This is a genomic window from Streptomyces sp. cmx-4-9 (assembly GCF_046548835.1).
Taxonomy (GTDB): Bacteria; Actinomycetota; Actinomycetes; order Streptomycetales; family Streptomycetaceae; genus Streptomyces.
In genome coordinates this window covers 476,190-496,188 of the sequence record NZ_JAEBEE010000005.1, presented here as the reverse complement: position 1 = coordinate 496,188, position 19,999 = coordinate 476,190, and the positions used below count along the sequence as shown (strand labels likewise).

Genomic DNA, 19,999 nt, shown 5'->3' with positions numbered 1-19,999 from the left:
GATGAGTCCCGTCCTCGCCGGGGTGCTCCAGCTCCTCGCACTGATCGCCGCGCTCACCCTGGCCTGCCGGCCGCTGGGCGACCACATGGCCCGGGTCTACTCGTCCGGTAAGCACTACGCACCGGAGAAGTGGATCTACAGGGCGATAGGCGCCGATCCGAGCGCCGAGATGCGCTGGCCCGCCTACCTGCGCGGCGTCCTCGCCTTCTCCGCGGTGGGTGTCCTCTTCCTGTACGCCCTCCAGCGCGCCCAGGGCGTGCTGCCCGGCTCGCTCGGCTTCGCGGCGATCGATCCCGACCAGGCCTTCAACACGGCCGCCTCGTTCGTGGCCAACACGAACTGGCAGTCGTACGCCGGCGAACAGGCCATGGGGCACGTCGTGCAGACCGGCGGCCTGGCGGTGCAGAACTTCGTCTCGGCCGCAGTCGGCATGGCCGTGGCCGTGGCACTCGTACGGGGTTTCGCGCGCTCCCGCACCGGTGAGCTCGGCAACTTCTGGGCCGACCTGGTGCGCGGCACCGTCCGCATCCTGCTCCCCCTCGCGGTCCTCGGCGCGATCGTCCTGGTCGCCTGCGGAGCCATCCAGAACTTCGCCGGGATCCACGAGGTCGGCCAGTTCACGGGCGGCGCCCAACAGTGGAACGGCGGCGCGGTCGCCTCGCAGGAGGTGATCAAGGAACTCGGCACGAACGGCGGCGGCTACTTCAACGCCAACTCCGCCCACCCGTTCGAGAACCCCGGTCCGTTCTCCAACCTCTTCGAGGTCTTCCTCATCCTGCTCATCCCGTTCGCGCTGACCCGTACCTTCGGCCGGATGGTCGGCAGCCTGCGCCAGGGCCACGCGATCCTCGCGACGATGGCGGCGATCTGGCTCGGGTTCACCGCGCTGATGATGTGGACCGAGTTCGCGCACCACGGGCCGGCCTTCGCGATCGCGGGCGGGGCGATGGAGGGCAAGGAGACCCGCTTCGGTGTCGGCGCCTCCGCGATCTTCTCGGTAGCCACCACGCTGACCTCGACCGGTGCGGTCAACTCCTTCCACTCCTCGTACACCGGCCTCGGCGGCGGCCTCCAGCTACTGGGCATGCAGCTCGGCGAGATCGCACCCGGCGGTGTGGGCTCCGGCCTCTACGGCATGCTGATCATGGCGGTCATCGCGGTGTTCATCGCGGGTCTGATGGTCGGCCGCACCCCCGAGTACCTGGGCAAGAAGATCGGCACCCGGCAGATCAAGCTGGCCGCCTGCTACCTCCTCGTCACCCCGGCTCTGGTGCTGTGCTTCACCGCGGCCGCCGTGGCCATGCCCACGCCGGGCAACTCGGTGCTGAACGCGGGCGCGCACGGATTCTCCGAGGTCCTGTACGCCTACACCTCGGGCGCCAACAACAACGGCTCCGCGCTCGCCGGCCTGAACGCCGACACGCAGTGGTTCAACAGCACCATCGGCATCGCCATGCTGCTCGGCCGCTTCCTTCCCATGGTGTTCGTCCTGGCACTGGCCGGCTCGCTCGCCGAGCAGCAGCCCGTCCCCGAGACGGCGGGCACGCTCCGTACCGACAAGCCGCTCTACACCGGCCTCCTCACCGGCACGATCCTCATCGTCACCGGTCTGACCTACTTCCCCGCCCTCGCGCTGGGACCGCTCGCCGAAGGGCTCGCCTCATGAGCACCGCCACGCCCACGAGGGCCCCGCACCAGGACGTGCCCACCGGCCGCAGGCCGGACACCGCACGCGTGGGCGGCGGCCTGTTCGATCCGAAGCAGCTGCTGAAATCCCTCCCGGACGCCGTGCGCAAGCTCGACCCCCGGGTCATGGTCGCGTCGCCCGTGATGTTCGTGGTCCTGATCGGCTCGGTCGTCACGACCGTGCTGGCCGTCAAGGACCCGACGGACTGGTTCGGCTGGGCCATCACCGCCTGGCTGTGGCTGACCACGATCTTCGCCAATGTGGCCGAGGCCGTGGCCGAGGGCCGCGGCAAGGCCCAGGCCGACACGCTGCGCCGGGCCAAGACCGACTCCGTCGCCCGCCGCCTGACGCAGGACGGCACGGGCGAGGAGCGGGTCCCGGGGGCCGCGCTGAAGATCGGCGACCGGGTGGTCTGCGAGGCCGGCGACGTCATCCCCGGCGACGGCGACGTCGTCGAGGGGGTCGCCTCGGTGGACGAATCCGCCATCACGGGTGAGTCCGCCCCGGTGATCAGGGAGTCAGGCGGCGACCGCAGCGCGGTCACCGGCGGAACGAAGGTGCTGTCCGACCGGATCGTCATCAGGATCACGACGAGGCCCGGCGAGACCTTCATCGACCGCATGATCGCCCTTGTGGAAGGCGCTGCACGGCAGAAGACGCCCAACGAGATCGCGCTGAACATCCTTCTCGCGTCCCTCACGATCGTCTTCCTGCTGGCGGTGGTCACCCTCCAGCCCTTCGCGATCCACGCAGGCGCCGAGCAGTCGATGATCGTGCTGACGGCCCTGTTGGTCTGCCTGATCCCCACCACCATCGGGGCGCTGCTGTCCGCGATCGGCATCGCGGGCATGGACCGCCTGGTCCAGCGCAACGTGCTGGCCGTGTCCGGCCGCGCCGTCGAGGCCGCCGGTGACGTGTCCACGCTGCTGCTCGACAAGACCGGCACCATCACCCTCGGCAACCGCCAGGCCTCGGAGTTCGTCCCGGTCAGGGGGGTGACGGAGGCAGAGCTGGCGGACGCCGCCCAGCTCTCGTCCCTGGCGGACGAGACGCCGGAGGGCCGCTCCGTCGTCGTCCTGGCGAAGGAGGAGTACGGCCTGCGCGAGCGCCACCAGGGCGAGTTGGCACACGCCGAGTGGGTCGCCTTCACCGCCCAGACCCGTATGTCGGGCGTGGACGTCGGCGGCAGGCGTATCCGCAAGGGCGCGGCCGGTTCCGTCATCAGGTGGGTCGAGGAGCAGGGCGGCGAGGTCCCCGCGGACGCCGGCCTCCTCGCCGACCGCATCTCCGAGGCCGGAGGCACCCCGCTCCTCGTCGCCGTCGAGGACGGCAGGGGCGCCCGCGTCCTGGGGGTCGTCCACCTGAAGGACGTCGTCAAGGACGGCATGCGCGAGCGGTTCGCGGAACTGCGCCGCATGGGCATCAAGACGATCATGATCACGGGTGACAACCCGCTGACCGCCCGGGCCATCGCCGAAGAGGCGGGCGTCGACGACTTCCTCGCCGAAGCCACCCCCGAGGACAAGATGGCCCTCATCAAACGCGAGCAGGCGGGGGGCAAGCTCGTCGCGATGACCGGCGACGGCACGAACGACGCGCCGGCGCTCGCGCAGGCCGATGTCGGCGTGGCGATGAACACCGGCACCTCGGCCGCCAAGGAGGCCGGGAACATGGTGGACCTGGACTCCGACCCCACCAAGCTCATCGAGATCGTCGAGATCGGCAAGCAACTCCTCATCACCCGGGGCGCGCTCACGACCTTCTCGCTCGCCAACGACGTCGCCAAGTACTTCGCGATCATCCCGGCCATGTTCGCGGTGGTCTACCCGGGCCTCGACAAGCTCAACATCATGGGTCTGGCCTCGCCGGAGTCCGCGATCCTGTCCGCGGTCGTCTTCAACGCGCTGATCATCATCGCCTTGGTGCCGCTCGCCCTGAAGGGCGTGCGGTACACGCCGACCAGCGCGGACAGGATGCTTCGCCGCAACCTGGGCCTGTACGGCCTGGGCGGCCTGATCGCCCCGTTCATCGGCATCAAGGCCATCGACATGCTCCTCTCCCTCATCCCCGGTCTCGCCTGAAACAGGAACGTGCTGATCCCATGAACAACTCCGTAGGAAGCGCAGCACGGTTGCTCGGGGCGGGTGTGCGGGCCCTGCTCGTCCTGACCGTGATCTGCGGGGTCCTCTACCCGCTCGCCGTCACCGGGACCGCCCAGGCCCTCTTCCCCGACCAGGCCAACGGCTCCGAGGTCAAGGACAAGAGCGGCCAGGTCGTCGGCTCCTCCCTCATCGGCCAGCGGTACACCCTGCCGAAGAAGGACCCCGACGACGCCGAGGAGGCGTCCAGGCCGGACCTCAGGTGGTTCCAGCCGCGTCCCGCAAGCGGGCTGGGCGTCAACAGCATCAACACGCAGTACGCGCTGATCCTCTCCGGCGCCACCAACCGCTCGGCCGACAGCGGCGCCGTGGACGGCCGGTGCCCCGAGGACGCCGAGGAGGGCACCCTCTGCGCCCAGGTCACCACCGCCAGGGAAGCCGTGGTCGCGGACAACTCCACCGCCGGCCACCCGGTCAGGCCGCAGGACGTACCGGCTGACGCCGTGACCTCCTCCGGCTCCGGCCTCGACCCGGACATCTCCCCCGCCTACGCTCAGCTGCAGGTCCCCCGGGTCGCCGAGCAGAACAGCCTCGGCATCCGGCAGGTCGAGGACCTCGTGGCCGACCACACCACCGGCCGCACCCTCGGCTTCATGGGCGAGCCACGCGTCAACGTGCTCGCACTCAACACCGCACTCCGAGCCCTGACCAGCAGCAACTGAAGCCCGCACCCGGACCGCCGGCCGGCAGACCGCCCCGCGCCCCCTGCCGGCCCGGCCCGGCCCGCCCGAACTGCGCGAGCACGATGACGAGCCCAAAGCGGCCTCCGACGGCAGCGCAACGGAGCGAACGGCTCGCGCACGACACGCCAGAGCCGTACGGGCGCGCCTACGCCTCCACGGGCAGTGCAGGGAACACCACCACGGAACCGTCCTTGTCGCGGGCGATCTCGATCGCCACGTCGGCCATCCGGCCGGTGACCGTGACGCCGTCACCCAGCTGGTGAATCCGGTGTGCCGCGCCCAGCAGGCGGTCGACTTCACCCGTGGTGAAGACGGGGCGCCGACCGGTCGGGCGGGCCAGTTCCAGTGCCGACAGACGGATCAGGACACCGGCGATGCTCGACTCCAGTGCGTCGAGGCGCTGCTGGTCGCGCTTGAGCGCGCGGGTGAAGTTCTCGAACGGATTGCCGGGGTCGCTCTGGGCGTGCTCGACGGCCTGCAGGACAACGACCCGCCGCTTCAGCGCGACCGCCAGGGAGATGAGTTGGAGGTGGGTGCGGAAGGTGCCGCCGTGGTCGTCGACGCCGGGGAACGACTTGGTCAGCGCGCCGAGTTCGACGGCTTCGCCCGCAGGCAGCCCGTCGAGTGCACTCTGCCATCCCGCCACACGCCGGTCGGCTCTGCCCAGCGCCTGGTTGATGGCGTGCACGGCCGAGTCGAGTCCCAGCGAGACACCGAGCCTGCCTTGGTCGAGGAGAAGGGCCGTGGCCTTGTCGATCGCGTCGCGGCAGCCGTCGAGTTCGCTCTGCTCGTCGTCGAGCTTGTCCTCGTGGAGTTGCTCCAGCATTTTCGTGAGGTGTCCGATGGCCCGCTGACGCTGTCGGTCGGCGTGCGCGCTCACTCCGACCGCCACCGCCATGAGCACGAGCGGCGCTGCCACGGTGAGCGCCGTACCGCCGGCGGCCACGGCGCCGGCGGTCACACCGGCCCCGCCGGCCGTACCCGCCGCTGCCGCTCCCCCGACCGGCACGAATGTCACCTTCGCGGCGATCCTGCCCGTCGAGTCGACGAGTGCATCGAAGATGCCATCGGCCCCCTTCGGCACCATGTGCCGAACGATGCCCTGCCCGAACTGGGCGGCGAACTTCGCCGGGACCACCATGCGGTAGAGGCATTCGCCGGAAGAGGTCGCTCTGGCCACCGTGAGGGAACTGCGCGCCGACTGCGTGATGAACTGCGACAGGTGCTGCGCGAGGGGACTCGCGGCGTCGAGGGGGATGCCACGGCTCCGGTCGACCGTGTCGGGCAGCGGATGCGCCTCCAGGGTGACGATCGGCTCACCGGCCAGGACGGCCAGCACGCCGCGCAGTTCGGCCAGGCGCTCAGCCGTCATCGAGTCACCCGCGGTCAGCCCTGGCACGCGGACATCCGTGGTCGCCAACGTCCATACCGGCACGCTCGTCTTGCGGTCGTCAGTCATCGTCTCCCCCACCTCTCCGCCAGCACCCTACGTCCAACGCCGCACCCGCCGGCGCGTGTCCGCCCCGTCCGAAGCCACTGCACACACGCCGAACCGAGCCGAGCCGCCATGCCGTACCGGGCGAGATCCCCCCTGTGCAGCTCAAGCCACAACGAAGGGTCGGGAGCGAGCACCGCGCCCGACCCTCGTCACATCCGGACCAGCAGGTCAGCGGACCCTTCCTCTGGGCTTCAGGTGCGTCGGCGGGAGCTCGGGCGCCGGGATCGGCGGGCCGTCGTAGCCCTTGACCTCGCCGTAGCGCGAGCCGTTCATCCAGTCTTCCCGGGCCTGCGCGACATCCTCGTGTGACCGCCCGATCCAGTTCCAGAACATCACGATCTCCTCCTCGAACGGTTCGCCGCCCAGGAGCATCAGCCCCGCGTCCGAGGCGGCGCGCAGGGGAAGCTCGGTGCGGCCGCAGCCGAGGTAGAGCATCGAGCCCGGGAGGACCGGTACGCCGTCGACGTGGGCTTCGCCCGACATCGACAGGACCGCGTACTCAAAGTCCGGGTCGAGCGGGATGCGGGTGTCCGTGCCGGCGGCCAGAGCCAGGTCTGCGCCGACGAGGGGGCTGTACGCCGTGCCGGGCGAGGTCGCCGTGTCCAGGGTGCCCAGGATGACGGTGGCGGTCAGGCCGGGGGCGGTGACCTGCGGGAGCTCGGCGTGGTGCTGGAAGTGCGGGGCGACGTCGCGGTGGGCGTCGGGCAGGGCCACCCACAGCTGTGCGCCGTGCAGCAGGCGGGCGTGTTCGCGCGGGCTCTCCTCCGAGTGGCTGATGCCTCGGCCCGAGGTCATCAGGCCCAGCTCGCGGGGGCGGATCGTCTCGAGGCTGCCGACGCTGTCGCGGTGCAGCACCTCGCCCTCGTGGAGCCAGCTCACCGTCTGCAGCCCCGAGTGGGGGTGCGGTGCGACCTGCATGCCCGGTTCGCCGGCGATGTCGTCCGGGCCGTAGTGGTCCACGAAGCACCAGGCCCCCACCATGCGGCGCCCCAGGTTGGGCAGGAGCCGGCGGACCTCCGAGGACTCCCCGAGCTTGACGGTGCGGGGGCTGAGGAGCTCGCGGACGGGTTCGGCCACGACGAAGCCGCGGCCGCCGCAGGCGGAGAGAGCGGGCTGGCGATCGAGATTGCTCATGCGGACAACCTAGCGGCGCGGCGGCGCAGGTGTGAGGTGGAATGTTCCCCCCTGCACGGGTGTTCCAGGCTCCGGACACAGCACCTGGAGGACGGATGGACGCGATGGACACGCCGACGGCCTACCTGGAGCACGGCTCGCCCGCCGAGCGCTGGGAGCGGGCTCGGCTCTTCTTCGACGCCAAGGAGTACGCTACGGCCGCCCGCATCCTGGCCCCGCTGGCCGGCGAGGCCCCGGAGCAGCTGGCGCCCCGGCTGCTGCTGGCCCGGGCCTACTACCACTCCGCGCAGCTCTCCCGGGCGGAGACCGAGCTGCGGGCGATCCTGGAGCGGTGGCCGGTGGAGGACTACGCGCAGTTGATGCTCGGCCGCACGCTGGAGCGCAGCGGCCGGCCCGCGCAGGCCCGTCCGTACCTGCGGATGGCGGCGGCGATGGCGGGCGAGTTCCCCGAGTAGGGCGCGGCCCGGCCCCGCCCGTGCGGGGTCGGGCCGCCGCCTCGGTTAGCCTGGGTCCCATATGAACCGTCTGACCACACCTTTCGGCTCCTACGAGCTCACCCGCTTCCCCGAGGACCCGCGCGACCGGCTCTTCGCCTGGGACGCCGCCGACGAGTACCTGCTGCGCCACCTCGACTCCGGTACCGGGGAGCGCGGGCCGGTGGACTTGGCGAACGCCGGGCAGATCACCGTGCTCGGCGACCGCTGGGGGGCGCTGACCACCGCGCTCGCCGCCTTCCGCCCGACGCAGATCACCGACTCCTCCCTGGCCCGTTCCGCCACCGCGGCGAACCTGGACCGGGCGGGGATCGGGACCTCGAAGGCGAAGGTGACCCTGCTGACCGCGCAGGACCCGCCGCCGGAGCGGATCGACGTCCTGCTGGTGCGCGTACCGAAGAGCCTGGCGCTGCTGGAGGACCAGCTGTACCGGCTGGCCCCGCACGTGCACGCGGGCACGGTCGTGGTCGGCGCCGGCATGGTGAAGGAGATCCACACCTCCACGCTGCGGCTCTTCGAGAAGATCCTGGGCCCGACGAAGACCTCGCTCGCGGAGAAGAAGGCCCGGCTGATCTTCTGCACGCCCAGCGCGCAGGCGTCGGCCCGGCCGGCCGGGAACGCGCCGTGGCCGGTGACGTACACGGTGGACGAGGACGGCGGCTCGGGGGCCGGGCTGACCGTCGTCAACCATGCGGGGATCTTCTGCGCGGACCGCCTCGACGTGGGCACCCGGTTCTTCCTGCAGAGCATCCCGACGAACACCGACGGCGCCCGCGTCGTGGACCTGGGCTGCGGCAACGGCGTGGTGGGAACGGCCGTCGCGGTCGCCGACCCGGATGCCGCGGTGGTCTTCACCGACGAGTCCTACCAGGCGGTCGCCTCGGCGCGGGCCACGTACGAGGCGAACGTGCCCGCGGGCCGGCGGACGGCCGAGTTCCACGTCGGGGACGGGGTGGCCATGCTGGATCCCGGTTCCGTGGACCTGGTGCTGTGCAACCCGCCGTTCCACTCCCACCAGGCCACGACCGATGCGACGGCGCTGCGGATGTTCGCCCAGTCGCGCAAGGTCCTGCGGCCCGGCGGCGAGCTGTGGGTGGTCGCCAACCGGCACATGGGGTACCACACGCATTTGCGCCGGCTTTTCGGCAACAGTGAAGTCGCGGCGTCCGAACCGAAGTTCGTCGTGCTGCGGGCGGTCAAGCAGGACCGTCCGCGGCCTATGTGACCTGCCGGTACGTCCTACACTCGGCCGCGTGAGCAGCCAGGTGCGGGATGACGAGGAAGCGGCGGCCGGCGGCGGCCGGCGCTACCGACGGGAGGACGTGGCGCAGGCGGCCGGCGTCAAGGTGCGCAACCTGCGCTACTACCAGGAGCGCGGGTTGCTGCCGCCGCCGCGGCGGGAGGGCCGGATCGCCTGGTACTCCGACGACCACCTGACCCGGCTGCGGCTGATCAACGACCTGTTGGGCCGCGGCTACACGGTCAACGGCATCGCGGAGCTCCTGGAGGCGTGGGAGCAGGGCGACGGGTTGTCGCGACTGCTGGGCCTGGAGCGGGAGATGACCCGCGACTGGGTGCAGGAGGAGCCGGTCACGATGACCCGGGCCGAGCTGCGGGAGCTGTTCGGTCCGACGGCGACGGCCGCCGACACCCGGCGGGCGGCAGAGCTGGGGTACGTGACGGTGGACGGGGACCGTGTGACGTACCCGAACCGGCGGCTGCTGGACGCGACGCTGGCCCTGGTGCGCCAGGGGGTGCCGCTCGCGGAGATCCTGGACGCCGGGGACTTCCTGCAGGTGCAGGCGGCGGCGCTGGCGGACTTGTTCGTCGGACTGTTCCGGCGGCATGTGATCGGCGCCGAGGGCCTGGAGCAGCTTTCGGCCACGCAGCTCCAGCACATCACGGAGGCGGTGGCCGCCCTGCGGCCGGTCGCCGGCGACGTCGTGGCCACGGAGTTCGCGCGGGCGATGGCCCGGCGGGTGGAGGCGGAGGTCGCCGAACTGCTGCGTACGGAGCAGTAGGAGTCGGCCGAAAAGGTGCAGTCGCACAACCTTGCCAACCTCCATTGGCACTCTTACATTCAACTCGTCGGTAACAACGGTGCACAGCCGAAATAAGGGACGATCTCATGGCAGATTCCCCGAAGTTATCCGAGCCGCCCGGCGGGTCCGCAGGCCGCGTCCGGTGGCGCCGGTTCGCCGTCCTGACCGTTCCCGCCGTCGCCGTCACGGCAGGCCTCGGCATCGCCCTCGCGCAGGGCGCGCTCGCCGCCTCCTTCGCCGTGTCGGGCCAGCAGTTCAAGGTCTCGGCCAAGAGTCTGGAGGGCGAGGGCTTCGCGCAGTACGGCAGCGTCGACGTCAATGCCCGCCAGGAGCTCATCCCGGTGGCGGTCACCGCCATCAAGGAGGCCAAGCTCCACAGCCTCTGCCAGTCCGTGGTCACCACGCTCCCGGTGATCGGGGACATCTCGCTCAACCTCACGGCGGGCCAGAAGTCCCCCGTCGAGGCGAGCAACCTGTTCGTGGACGCGACCCAGTTGTCCGGGGACGCAGTCTTCAGCAACATCGAGATCGGCCGCGACGCCTCCACCCTCGACAAGGGGCCGGCCGACGCGCAGGGCATGCAGGACCTCTTCGCCCAGCAGGCCGACACCGTCAGCATCAGCAACCTCCAGCAGACCGCGTGGGCCACCAACGCGGGCACCTTCAAGCTCTCCGGGCTGAACATGAACATCAGCAAGGGAAAGAAGGAATGCTTCTGAGCCGCACCGCCCGACGGGAAGCCGCGGGCGCCGTCGGGCAGGGGCGCGGGGACGCCGCCCCCACCCGCGGCCGGTTCCGCCGCTGGCGGCGCAGCAGACCCTTCTGGGGAGGTTTCTTCGCCGTCCTGGCGGGAGCCGAGATCTGCGTCCTGCCGCTGGCACCGCTGAAGGTGATGCTCCAGCAAGGGGTGGCGGGGATCCCGTCCGTCCTGATGGGCATCGTCATGATCGTGCTCGGTCTCACCGCCTGGTTCGCGCCGCCCCAGCGCGTCCTCGCCGGTGTCCTCACCACCCTGATCGCCACCGGCGCGCTGGTCCTGTCGAACCTGGGCGGGTTCCTGATCGGCACCCTGCTCGGCATTCTCGGCGGCGGCCTGATGTTCGCGTGGCAGCCGTACGCCGTCCAGCACACCGGGGACACGGAGTCCGCCACTCCCGACCCCGCAGCCGTACCCGCACCTGCACCTGCACCTGCACCTGCACCCGTGTCCACCCCCACCCCCACCTCCACCGCGCACCCCGATCCCCAAGGAGCCCAGCCATGAGCCGCACGCGCACCTCGCTCACCCTCGGGACAGTCGCAGCCGCAGCCCTCTCGGTGGCCTCGGTCACCGCGTCCGCCGCCCCCTTACCGCTGGCCGGATCGACCACCGTCACCCCGGCCGGGCACGCGTTCAAGGCCACCCTGAGCGGGAAGGCCACCCTCAAGGCCGGTTCGGTCACGGTGACGTGTTCGGTCTCCGTCGCCACCGGCACGGTGCCCGCCGCTCCCGGCAACACCAACCCCGCCGGTCCGGTCAGCTCACCGATCACGCCGCCCACCTACAGCTCCTGCACCGCCAGCCTGCCGGGGGTGACCCCCACCGTCACGACCAGCGGCGCCTGGACGGTGTCCATGCAGAACGGCTCCCCCGTCACCGCCACCCTCAAGGTCCCGGTCGGCGGGCTCGTCGTGACGACGAGCGGCCTGGCCAACTGCACCGTCACCGCCGCGCCCACCGCCCCCGCGAACGTCGGCGGCACCTGGGCCAACGGCGCCCCGTCCGCGCTGACCTTCACCAACGCGTCCGTGCCGGTCACGGTCACCGGCGGCTTCGGCTGCCCGACCAGCGCGACCTTCTCCACCTTCAATGCCGTGTACAAGGTCACCGACACCACCAACCCGGCGCAGCAGATCACCGTCGGACCCTGACCGCCCCCGGTCCCCGGTCCCGGCCCCGGGACCAGGCCCGCCCGTCCCGGAGCGCACCCGGGGCGGGCGGGCCGCCGCACGGCCGGCCACCACGCTGCCGACCCGGTGGGGCGGGCAGCCCGGCGGGGGCCCCGGAAAATGCGTTGCCCCGGTGGGCACCGACCGGGAAGGCTTCCCGCATGCCCCACAACCCCGCACAGTCCCCCGCCGAAGCCCGAGCCGATATGTCCGGGACGCCCGGAGCACCCGGTACGCCCGGAGTCGGAGCAGCAACAGACGGCGTACCCGGGGGCCGGAGCCGGCGAGACGTGCGCGACCTGTTCTCCGGCGGGCGCCTCACGGTGATTCCGCGCAAGGTGGCGCGGCGTGAGCAATTGCTCTCCCACCTGGCCGAGACCCTCTTCGCGATGGACCGGGACTACACCGAACCCGAGGTCAACGACGCGCTGCGCACGGTCCACGAGGACTGCTCGGCCCTGCGCCGGTACCTGATCACCTCCGGCCGGCTCACCCGCACCCGGGACGGCAGCAGCTACCGGCGGGCCGCCACCGCGGGGTAGCGATCGTCACCCACCGGCCGTCACCCACCCGGCCGTCACCCACCCGGCCGTCACCGGCACAGGGAAGGCGACCGCACGCGGCACATGGGCACACACGGCGCTCGGGCCCTCCTGCGCCTCGGACGGCCCGGGCCGCCTCCGCGAGGCGTGCCCGGGTCCGCGCGCCGGGCCGGTCAGCCCCGGTAGGCCTCCAGGAGGCGCAGCCAGACCTCGCTGATGGTGGGGAAGGCGGGGACCGCGTGCCACAGCCGGGCGATCGGGACCTCGCCCGCCACGGCGATCGTGGCGGCGTGCAGCAGCTCCGCGGCGCCCGGGCCGACGAAGGTCGCGCCGAGCAGGACCTCGCGTTCGATGTCGACGACCATCCGGGCGCGGCCCGTGTAGCCGTCGGCGTACAGGCCGGCGCCGGAGACCTTCCCCAGGTCGTAGTCGACGGCGCGCACCCGGTGTCCGGCCCGTTCCGCCTCGGCCAGGCTGAGGCCCACCGCCGCGGCTTCGGGGTCGGTGAAGACCACCTGGGGCAGCGCCCGGGTGTCGGCGGTCGCGGCGTGGGCTCCCCAGGGGGCCGCGTCCACGGCGTGGGCGCCGTCCGCGCGGGCGGCGATGGCGGCGCCGGCGATCCGGGCCTGGTACTTGCCCTGATGGGTGAGCAGAGCCCGGTGGTTGACGTCCCCGACGGCGTACAGCCAGTCGTGGCCGGGGACCCGGCAGCTGTCGTCGACCCCGATCCAGTCCCCCGGCGTCAGGCCGACGGTCTCCAGGCCGATGTCCCGCGTCCGCGGCGAGCGTCCCGTCGCCACCAGCAGCTCGTCGCCCTCCAGGGTCTCGCCGCCCTCCAGGACGACGGTGACGGGACCGGTCGACCCGTCGCGCACGACCGCTTCCACGGACACGTCCGTACGGACCACCGCGCCGGCCCCGGTCAGCGCCTCGGCCACCAGTTCGCCGGCGAACGGCTCCATCCGCGGCAGCAGCCGGGAGCCGCGTACGAGGACGGTGACGCGGGAGCCCAGGCCCTGCCAGGCGGTGGCCATTTCGGCGGCCACCACGGAACCGCCGACGATCAGCAGCCGCTCCGGAGCCTCCTGCGCGGAGGTGGCCTCGCGGCTGGTCCACGGCCGGGCGCCCTCGATCCCCGGCACATCGGGGATCACCGCGGCGGTGCCGGTGGCGACGACCACGGCGTGCCGCGCGGAGAGCACGTGGTGCTCGCCTTCGGGGCTGGTGACGGCGACCTTGCGGACGCCGTAGAGGCGGCCGTGGCCCCGGTACACGTGGGCGCCGATCGAGTCGAGCCAGTCGATCTGGCCCTCGTCCTTCCAGTTCGCGGTCCAGTAGTCCCGGTGCGCGAACACGGCCGCCGAGTCCAGCGGGCCGCCGGCGGCTTCGGCCAGGCCCGGCACCCTGCGTGCCTCGGACCGGGCCAGTACGGGACGCAGCAGGGCCTTGCTGGGGATGCAGGCCCAGTACGAGCACTCACCGCCGACGAGTTCGCTCTCCACCAGGGCGGTGGTCAGCCCGGCGGCGCGGGTCCGGTCGACGACGTTCTCGCCGGCCGGACCCCCGCCCAGGACCACGACGTCGTACTCCACTGCTTCAGTCATACGGACCAGTGTCACCGCTGGTCGGGGCCTGCGTCACGCACTCACGCCTCCGGCGTGCCGGGGGCCCCGGCACCCGGCTGCGGGGACTCGGCGATCTTCGCGCGCACCTCGTCCATGTCCAGGGCCCGGGCCTGTGCGATGAGGTCCGTCAGGGCCGCTTCCGGCAGGGCGCCGGGCTGGGAGAAGATGGCGACCTGGTCCCGGACGATCATCAGCGTCGGGATCGAGGTGATCTGGAAGGCGCCCGCGAGCTCCTGCTGCGCCTCGGTGTCCACCTTGGCGAATACCAGGTCGGGGTGGGCCTCGGAGGCCTTCTCGTAGACGGGGGCGAACTGGAGGCACGGCCGGCACCAGCCCGCCCAGAAGTCGATCAGCACGAACGGGTTCTCGCTGACCGTCTGGTCGAAGTTGTCCTTGGTGAGCTCGACTGTAGCCACGGTGTCCAGACCTCCTGTGTTGTGCCGTCTGCCCCTTGAACGAACGGCCCCCCTCCAGCATTCCGCAGGCCGGGGACCGGTGCCTGGAGGCGGGCTAGAACGGATGCCCGGCGGGGGCGGTGCGGGCCGTGGTCCAGCGGAGTTCGGTGAAGGCGTCCAGGTTGGCCTCGCCGCCGAAGCGGGCGCCGTTGCCGGAGGCGCCCACTCCGCCGAACGGGGCGACGGCCTCGTCTTCGACCGTCTGGTCGTTGACGTGGACGATCCCGGTGGGGATCCGCTGCGCCAGGTCGAGGCCGCGCGCGACGTCGGGGGTCACGATGCCGAGGGCGAGCCCGTAGGGGCCCGCCGAGGCCAGTGCCACCGCCTCCTCCTCCGTGGTGAAGGACCGTACGGGGGCGACCGGGCCGAAGACCTCCTCCGCGTAGGCGGGGGTGTCGTCGGCGACGGCGGCGAGCACGGTCGGCCGGTAGAACAGCTCCCGGTGGGTACCGCCGGCGACGAGTTTGGCGCCCTGCGCGGTACTGGCTTCGACCAGGGCGTGCACGCGCTCCACCTGGGCGCGGTCGATCAGCGGGCCCAGATGCACCTGCTCGCGGTACGGGTCGCCGACGGCGAGGGCCTCGGCGCGTGCGGCGAGCCGCTCGACGTACTCGTCGTAGAGGGAGGCGTGCACGAGGTGGCGTCCGGCGGTCATGCAGATCTGGCCCTGGTGGAAGAAGGACCCCCAGGAGGCCTGCGCCACGGCCGCTTCAACGTCGGCGTCGTGGAGCACGACGAGGGCCGAATTCCCGCCCAACTCCAGATGGGCGCGCTTGAGGTGACGGCCCGCCAGTTCGCCGACGGCGCGTCCGGCCCGGGTGGACCCGGTGAACGACACCACCCGGACCCGGGGGTCGGCGACCACCGCGGCCCCGGTACCGGCGTCGCCGGGCAGTACGTGCAGGAGCCCGGCGGGCAGGCCCGCGGCGGCGAGGACGGCCGCGAGGGCCAGCCCGCCGGACACGGCGGTGCGCCGGTCCGGCTTGAGCAGGACGGCGTTGCCCAGCGCCAGTGCCGGGGCGACCGAGCGGACGGCCAGCACCAGCGGGACGTTGAACGGGGCGACCACACCGACCACGCCGACCGGGACGCGGCGGGTGAAGGACAGCCGCGGCGAGGCGCTGGGCAGCACCTGCCCGGCGGGGCGCGAGGCCAGTGCGGCGGCCTCGTAGCACTCCTGCGCGGCCACGTGCAGCTCGAAGTCGGCCTTGCCGGGCACCGAGCCCGACTCCCGCACCAGCCAGTCGCGCAGTTCGGCGGCGTGCTCGGCGAACAGGTCCCCGGCCCGGCGCAGCACGGCGGCCCGCTCGGTGTAGGGGGCCTGCGCCCAGTCGCGCTGGGCTGCCTCGGCCCGGACGGCGGCTTCCGCCACGTCGGCCGGCGAGGCCAGGTCGAGCGTGGCGAGGGTCTGGCCGGTGGCGGGTTCGGCGACCGGGGCGGTGCCTCCGGTGAGGGTGGGTCCGTCCTGCCAGAACGTCGGATCGAGGAGCGGCATGGCGCGGGGCCTCCGGAGGGGGATGGGCGGGGGTGCGGCGGCACGCGCCATCGTGCCAGACCGGAGGCCCGACTTCTGTTCAGTTATTGGGCAGTTGACGGCGCATGGTGACCGGAAACGATCGCCTCGACTCAGCGTTCCAGGACGAGCGCGATGCCCTGCCCGACACCGATGCACAGCGTCGCCATACCCGTGCCGGAGCCGGCCGCGGCCAGCTGGTGGGCCACCGCACCGGCCAGCCGCGCACCCGAGGCGCCGAGCGGGTGCCCGATCGCCAGGGCCCCGCCCCGCGGGTTGACCACGGCGGGGTCCAGCTCCGGCCAGGCCGCGAGGCAGCCCAGGGCCTGCGCGGCGAAGGCCTCGTTCAGCTCCAGGACGGTCAGGTCGGCCAGGCCGCGCCCGGCCTTGGCGAGGGCCCGCTGCACGGCGTCCACCGGGCCGAGGCCGAAGAGCTGCGGCTCGATCCCGGTGACGGCGGACGCGCTGATGCGGGCGAGCGGCTCCCGCCCGGTGGCCGCCAGCCCCTCCTCGTCGGTCAGCAGCAGGGCCGCCGCTCCGTCGTTGAGCGGCGAGGCGTTGCCCGCCGTGACCGTACCCCCGCCATCCGTACGGAAGGCGGGCTTCAGCTTGGCCATCGCCTGGGGGGTGGAGCCCTCGCGGATGCTCTCGTCCCGCGGGAGGTCCACGTCCGGGTAGGGAACGACCTCGGCGTCGTACTGCCCTGCCGCCCAGGCGGCGGCCGCCTTGCGGTGGCTCTCCAGCGCGAAGGCGTCCTGCGCCTCCCGCGTGATCGCGTACTTCTCGGCGATCAGCTCGGCCCCCTCCCCGAGCGAGCCGGCCCACTCCTCGGGCATGCGCGGGTTGGTCATCCGCCAGCCGAGGGTCGTGGACCACATCTGCTGGTGTCCGGCGGGGAAGCCCCGTTCGGGCTTCGGTACGACCCAGGGGGCGCGGGACATCGACTCGACGCCCCCGGCGATGGCCACGGACGCATCGCCCAGGGCGATGGCGCGGGCGGCCTGGACGACGGCCTCCAGACCGGACCCGCACAGCCGGTTCACCGTCACCCCGGGCACCGTCACGGGCAGGCCTGCCAGCAGCACCGCCATGCGGGCCACGTCCCGGTTGTCCTCGCCGGCGCCGTTGGCGTCCCCGAAGACGACGTCGTCGATGCGGGCCGGGTCGAGGTCGGGCGTCCGGTCCACGAGCGCCCGCACCACGTGCGCGGCCAGGTCGTCCGGCCGGATCCCGGCGAGCGCACCGCCGAACTTGCCGATCGGGGTGCGGACGGCGTCGACGACGTAGACGTCACGGACGGTGCGGGTGCTCATCGCGGCTCTCCTGGGCGGATCCGTTCGGGCGGCGACGCAACGGCACGGGGGTCCGCACGGCCGCACCGCCGGGCGCGCCCGGGTGGGGCGCGCCCGCAGTGTCCGTCCGACCGTCACCGCCTGTCAACGGTCCCCCGGGCGCTCCGGTCCGGGCCCGGGCCGCGGCCCGGGCCGCCCGGAGCAGGGAAGCCGGCCTCCGGATCAGGTGGACTCGCGGTGGACGGGCGCCGCCACCATCAGGTCGTGCCGCTCGGTGACCTCCGAGGGCTCGCGCACCGCGCGGTCCACCAGTGCGGCCAGGCGGTCCCCGGTCGGCATCTCGACCTGGACCGTGCTCAGCCGGGGCCGCAGCAGACGGCCCAGCAGCAGGTCGTCCGCCCCGATGACGGCGACGTCCTCGGGGATGCGCAGTCCGGCGTCCTGGAACGCGCGCATCAGCAGCATGGCGTACTCGTCGTTGTACGCGAACACCGCGTCCAGGCCGAGCCCCCGCCAGCGCGCGGCCAGCGCCGCCGCGGACTCCTCCGTGTAGGCCATCGACACGGTCTCGGTCGTCGCGCCCCGCACCGCGCGGGCGCCGGCGAGCCGGGGCGCGGAGAAGAGCTCCAGTCCCTCCTCCTCGGGGACGACCACGCCGATGCGGCGGTGGCCCCGCTGTACCAGGTGGGCGGCGGCCTGCGCGCCCACCTCCTGCTGGTCCATGACCAGTGCGTGCGCGCCGGGCACGCCGACCGGCCCCATCGTTATCACCGCGCGGGCCCCGGCCCGCTTGAGCGTGGCGACGTTGTGTGCGGAGAGCGTGATCTCGCCGAGCGAGATCACGGCCACGGGGCGCAGTTCCGCCCAGGCGCGCGCCGCCTCGTCCCCGTTGAGGCCGAGGCTGCCGTACTGGACCACGGTGTAGTCCAGACGCCGCAGACCCCCCTGGAGTTCGTTGAGGAAGGTGCTGTACAGCGGGCCGACCGGGACGTGCGAGGTCGGCAGCAGGACGATCCGGGTGTGCCCGGCGCGCAGGCTGCGCGCGGCGGCATGCGGGACGTAGCCGAGCTCTTCGGCGGCCTCCCGGACCTTGCGGCGGGTCGGCTCGCTGATGCGGACGGCTTCCGCGTTGTTCAGCACGTACGAGACGGTCGCACGCGACACGCCCGCCAGGCGGGCCACGTCCGCGCTGGTCGGCGCGGCGGGGGCGGGCGGTCCGGCGGCCGGGGCGTGCGGCTTCGGCGGTTTCGATGACTGAGGCATTGCCGTGGCATCTTTCCAGAGCGGCCGGGACGGGCTGGTCGGGGGTCCGGCGCCCTGCCGAGTGGCCGGGAAGCACGGTGTCCGCGACTCCTCCGTCGGCGCCGCCGGGGCCTGCCCTCCAGGTGAGAGCAGCCGGGCCGCAAGGGATTTGTCATGCCGTGCCAATGTCATTGACAGGAGTTGTACGCGGCACGACTCTGAGAGCGCTCTCAGCTTTCAGGCCTTTTCCTGCCACCCGTCCGCCCCTCCCCCACAGGAGGCGGGCACGACAACGTCCCCCGGCAGGATCCCCCCACCAGGAGGAAGAGCGTGTTCCGCTTACCGAAAGTGCTCCTGTCCGGCGTTTCGGCACTGGTCGTCGCCGCCGGGCTGATGGTCTTCGGCCCGTCGTCCGCCGAGGCCGTACCGGCGACCATCCCCCTCACGATCAAGAACGACTCGGGACGCAGCGAGCCGGTGTACCTGTACAACCTGGGCACCCAGCTCAGTACGGGGCAACAGGGCTGGGCCGATGCCAACGGCACGTTCCACCCCTGGCCCGTGGGAGGCAATCCGCCCACGCCCGCCCCCGACGCGTCGATCCCGGGTCCGGCCGCCGGCCAGACCAAGACGATCCGGATGCCCAAGTTCTCCGGCCGCGTCTACTTCTCCGTCGGCCAGAAGATCGTCTTCAGGCTCACCACCGGCGGTCTGGTCCAGCCCGCCGTCCAGAACCCCTCCGACCCCAACCGCAACATCCTGTTCAACTGGTCGGAGTACACCCTCAACGATGCCGGCCTGTGGATCAACAGCACCCAGGTCGACATGTTCTCGGCCCCCTACGCGGTGGGCGTGAAGGCGGCGAACGGCACGGTCACCAACGCCGGCCGCCTGAAGCCGGGCGGTTACCAGGCCGTCTTCAACCAGTTGCGCTCAGCCGGCTGGGGCGGGCTGATCCAGAACCGCTCCGACGGGACTCCGCTGCGGGCGCTCTCCCCCGGGCACGGCGTCCAGACCGGCGCCCTTCCCGCCGGCGTCATGAACGACTACGTCAACCGGGTATGGAGCAAGTACAGCTCCTCCACCCTCACCGTGACGCCGTTCGCGAACCAGCCGGGCACCAAGTATTACGGCCGGGTCTCGGGCAACGTCATGAACTTCACCAACAGTGCAGGGGCGGTGGTCACCAGCTTCCAGAAGCCGGACTCCGACAGCATCTTCGACTGCTACAAGCTCCTGGACGCCCCCAACGACCTGGTCCGCGGCCCGATCTCCCGCACCCTGTGCGCGGGCTTCAACCGGTCGACGCTCCTGAGCAATCCCAACCAGCCCGATGCGAACGGCGCCGACTTCTACCGTGACGCCGTCACCAACCACTACTCCCGCGTCATCCACGGGCAGATGGCCGACGGCAAGGCCTACGGCTTCGCCTTCGACGATGTGGGGGCCCATGAGTCGCTGGTCCACGACGGCAATCCGCAGGAGGCCTTCATGACCCTGAATCCGTACAACTAGGCCGTCTGCTCAGGGATTTCCCGGGCCCGTCCCGTCCGTCACCGGACAGGGCGGGCCCGGCCGCGGCACGGTCAGGGCCCGCCGGCCGAAGGCGCCCTGGCCGTCCCGGACCGCTCCCCGCTACCGTCCGGTGCCGTGACCGCAACACGGTGTGCGGTAAGGGGAGGTCGCGGTGTCGGATACGTCAGC

18 protein-coding genes are annotated in these 19,999 nt (G+C 72.2%); 11 read left to right on the top strand and 7 right to left on the bottom strand.

Annotation, left to right across the window (positions count from 1 at the left end; all coding sequences use genetic code 11):
- Position 1: 1 nt before the first annotated feature.
- The 3 genes from kdpA to ACLJTM_RS18360 are packed head-to-tail and all read left to right on the top strand — an operon-like array spanning position 2 to position 4,508.
- The gene (kdpA, locus tag ACLJTM_RS18370; protein ID WP_411104688.1) at positions 2-1,666 is read left to right on the top strand and encodes a potassium-transporting ATPase subunit KdpA; all 1,665 of its coding nucleotides are present in this window, start codon (positions 2-4) and stop codon (positions 1,664-1,666) included.
- Positions 1,663-3,768 carry a potassium-transporting ATPase subunit KdpB gene (kdpB, locus tag ACLJTM_RS18365; RefSeq protein ID WP_411104687.1) on the top strand — a complete coding sequence of 702 codons (2,106 nt, stop codon included), beginning with the start codon at positions 1,663-1,665 and terminating at the stop codon, positions 3,766-3,768. The genes kdpA and kdpB overlap by 4 nt, the downstream gene beginning before the upstream one ends.
- Positions 3,769-3,788: 20 nt before the next feature.
- Positions 3,789-4,508, top strand: coding sequence for a potassium-transporting ATPase subunit C (locus ACLJTM_RS18360; protein WP_411104686.1), 720 nt, complete (start codon positions 3,789-3,791; stop codon positions 4,506-4,508).
- 166 nt (positions 4,509-4,674) lie between these two features.
- Here the strand turns inward: ACLJTM_RS18360 and ACLJTM_RS18355 are convergent, their stop codons facing one another.
- Positions 4,675-5,988 (bottom strand): hypothetical protein, encoded by a 1,314-nt coding sequence (locus tag ACLJTM_RS18355; protein ID WP_411104685.1) that lies wholly within the window; start codon positions 5,986-5,988, stop codon positions 4,675-4,677.
- A 207-nt stretch (positions 5,989-6,195) separates the two neighbouring features.
- Positions 6,196-7,161, bottom strand: a complete 966-nt coding sequence (locus ACLJTM_RS18350; RefSeq protein WP_411104684.1) for a pirin family protein — start codon at positions 7,159-7,161, stop codon at positions 6,196-6,198.
- Positions 7,162-7,265: 104 nt separating this feature from the next.
- On the opposite strand from ACLJTM_RS18350, the gene ACLJTM_RS18345 reads away from it, so the two are divergent.
- The 7 genes from ACLJTM_RS18345 to ACLJTM_RS18315 all read left to right on the top strand — a co-directional run bounded on the left by ACLJTM_RS18345 (position 7,266) and on the right by ACLJTM_RS18315 (position 12,168).
- On the top strand, positions 7,266-7,616 hold the full coding sequence (locus ACLJTM_RS18345) for a tetratricopeptide repeat protein (protein ID WP_411104788.1): 351 nt from the start codon (positions 7,266-7,268) through the stop codon (positions 7,614-7,616).
- A 70-nt stretch (positions 7,617-7,686) separates the two neighbouring features.
- Positions 7,687-8,880: a methyltransferase gene (locus ACLJTM_RS18340; RefSeq protein WP_411104787.1), complete on the top strand. Its 1,194-nt coding sequence runs from the start codon at positions 7,687-7,689 to the stop codon at positions 8,878-8,880.
- Between the two features lie 28 nt (positions 8,881-8,908).
- A complete protein-coding gene (locus ACLJTM_RS18335; RefSeq protein ID WP_411104683.1) occupies positions 8,909-9,676 on the top strand; it encodes a MerR family transcriptional regulator in 768 nt (255 codons plus the stop codon).
- 107 nt (positions 9,677-9,783) lie between these two features.
- Positions 9,784-10,416 carry a DUF6230 family protein gene (locus ACLJTM_RS18330; protein ID WP_411104682.1) on the top strand — a complete coding sequence of 211 codons (633 nt, stop codon included), beginning with the start codon at positions 9,784-9,786 and terminating at the stop codon, positions 10,414-10,416.
- Complete coding sequence (locus ACLJTM_RS18325; RefSeq protein WP_411104681.1) at positions 10,407-10,961, top strand: DUF6114 domain-containing protein; 555 nt, start codon at positions 10,407-10,409, stop codon at positions 10,959-10,961. The genes ACLJTM_RS18330 and ACLJTM_RS18325 overlap by 10 nt, the downstream gene beginning before the upstream one ends.
- Complete coding sequence (locus ACLJTM_RS18320) at positions 10,958-11,608, top strand: hypothetical protein (RefSeq protein WP_411104680.1); 651 nt, start codon at positions 10,958-10,960, stop codon at positions 11,606-11,608. Before ACLJTM_RS18325 ends, ACLJTM_RS18320 begins: the two co-directional genes overlap by 4 nt.
- Positions 11,609-11,916: 308 nt before the next feature.
- Positions 11,917-12,168, top strand: a complete 252-nt coding sequence (locus ACLJTM_RS18315; protein WP_411104679.1) for a DUF2087 domain-containing protein — start codon at positions 11,917-11,919, stop codon at positions 12,166-12,168.
- Between the two features lie 173 nt (positions 12,169-12,341).
- On the opposite strand, the gene ACLJTM_RS18310 is transcribed toward ACLJTM_RS18315, so the two are convergent.
- The 5 genes from ACLJTM_RS18310 to ACLJTM_RS18290 all read right to left on the bottom strand — a co-directional run bounded on the left by ACLJTM_RS18310 (position 12,342) and on the right by ACLJTM_RS18290 (position 18,316).
- Complete coding sequence (locus tag ACLJTM_RS18310; RefSeq protein ID WP_411104678.1) at positions 12,342-13,772, bottom strand: dihydrolipoyl dehydrogenase family protein; 1,431 nt, start codon at positions 13,770-13,772, stop codon at positions 12,342-12,344.
- 41 nt (positions 13,773-13,813) lie between these two features.
- Positions 13,814-14,209 carry a thioredoxin family protein gene (locus tag ACLJTM_RS18305; protein ID WP_411104677.1) on the bottom strand — a complete coding sequence of 132 codons (396 nt, stop codon included), beginning with the start codon at positions 14,207-14,209 and terminating at the stop codon, positions 13,814-13,816.
- A gap of 94 nt (positions 14,210-14,303) precedes the next feature.
- Positions 14,304-15,743, bottom strand: a complete 1,440-nt coding sequence (locus tag ACLJTM_RS18300; protein WP_411104676.1) for an aldehyde dehydrogenase family protein — start codon at positions 15,741-15,743, stop codon at positions 14,304-14,306.
- Positions 15,744-15,874: 131 nt separating this feature from the next.
- Positions 15,875-17,074 carry a thiolase family protein gene (locus ACLJTM_RS18295; protein ID WP_411104675.1) on the bottom strand — a complete coding sequence of 400 codons (1,200 nt, stop codon included), beginning with the start codon at positions 17,072-17,074 and terminating at the stop codon, positions 15,875-15,877.
- Between the two features lie 201 nt (positions 17,075-17,275).
- Positions 17,276-18,316, bottom strand: a complete 1,041-nt coding sequence (locus ACLJTM_RS18290; protein ID WP_411104674.1) for a LacI family DNA-binding transcriptional regulator — start codon at positions 18,314-18,316, stop codon at positions 17,276-17,278.
- A 333-nt stretch (positions 18,317-18,649) separates the two neighbouring features.
- Between ACLJTM_RS18290 and ACLJTM_RS18285 the strand changes: the two genes are divergently transcribed.
- A complete protein-coding gene (locus tag ACLJTM_RS18285) occupies positions 18,650-19,810 on the top strand; it encodes a glycoside hydrolase family 64 protein (RefSeq protein ID WP_411104786.1) in 1,161 nt (386 codons plus the stop codon).
- Positions 19,811-19,999: the final 189 nt, after the last annotated feature.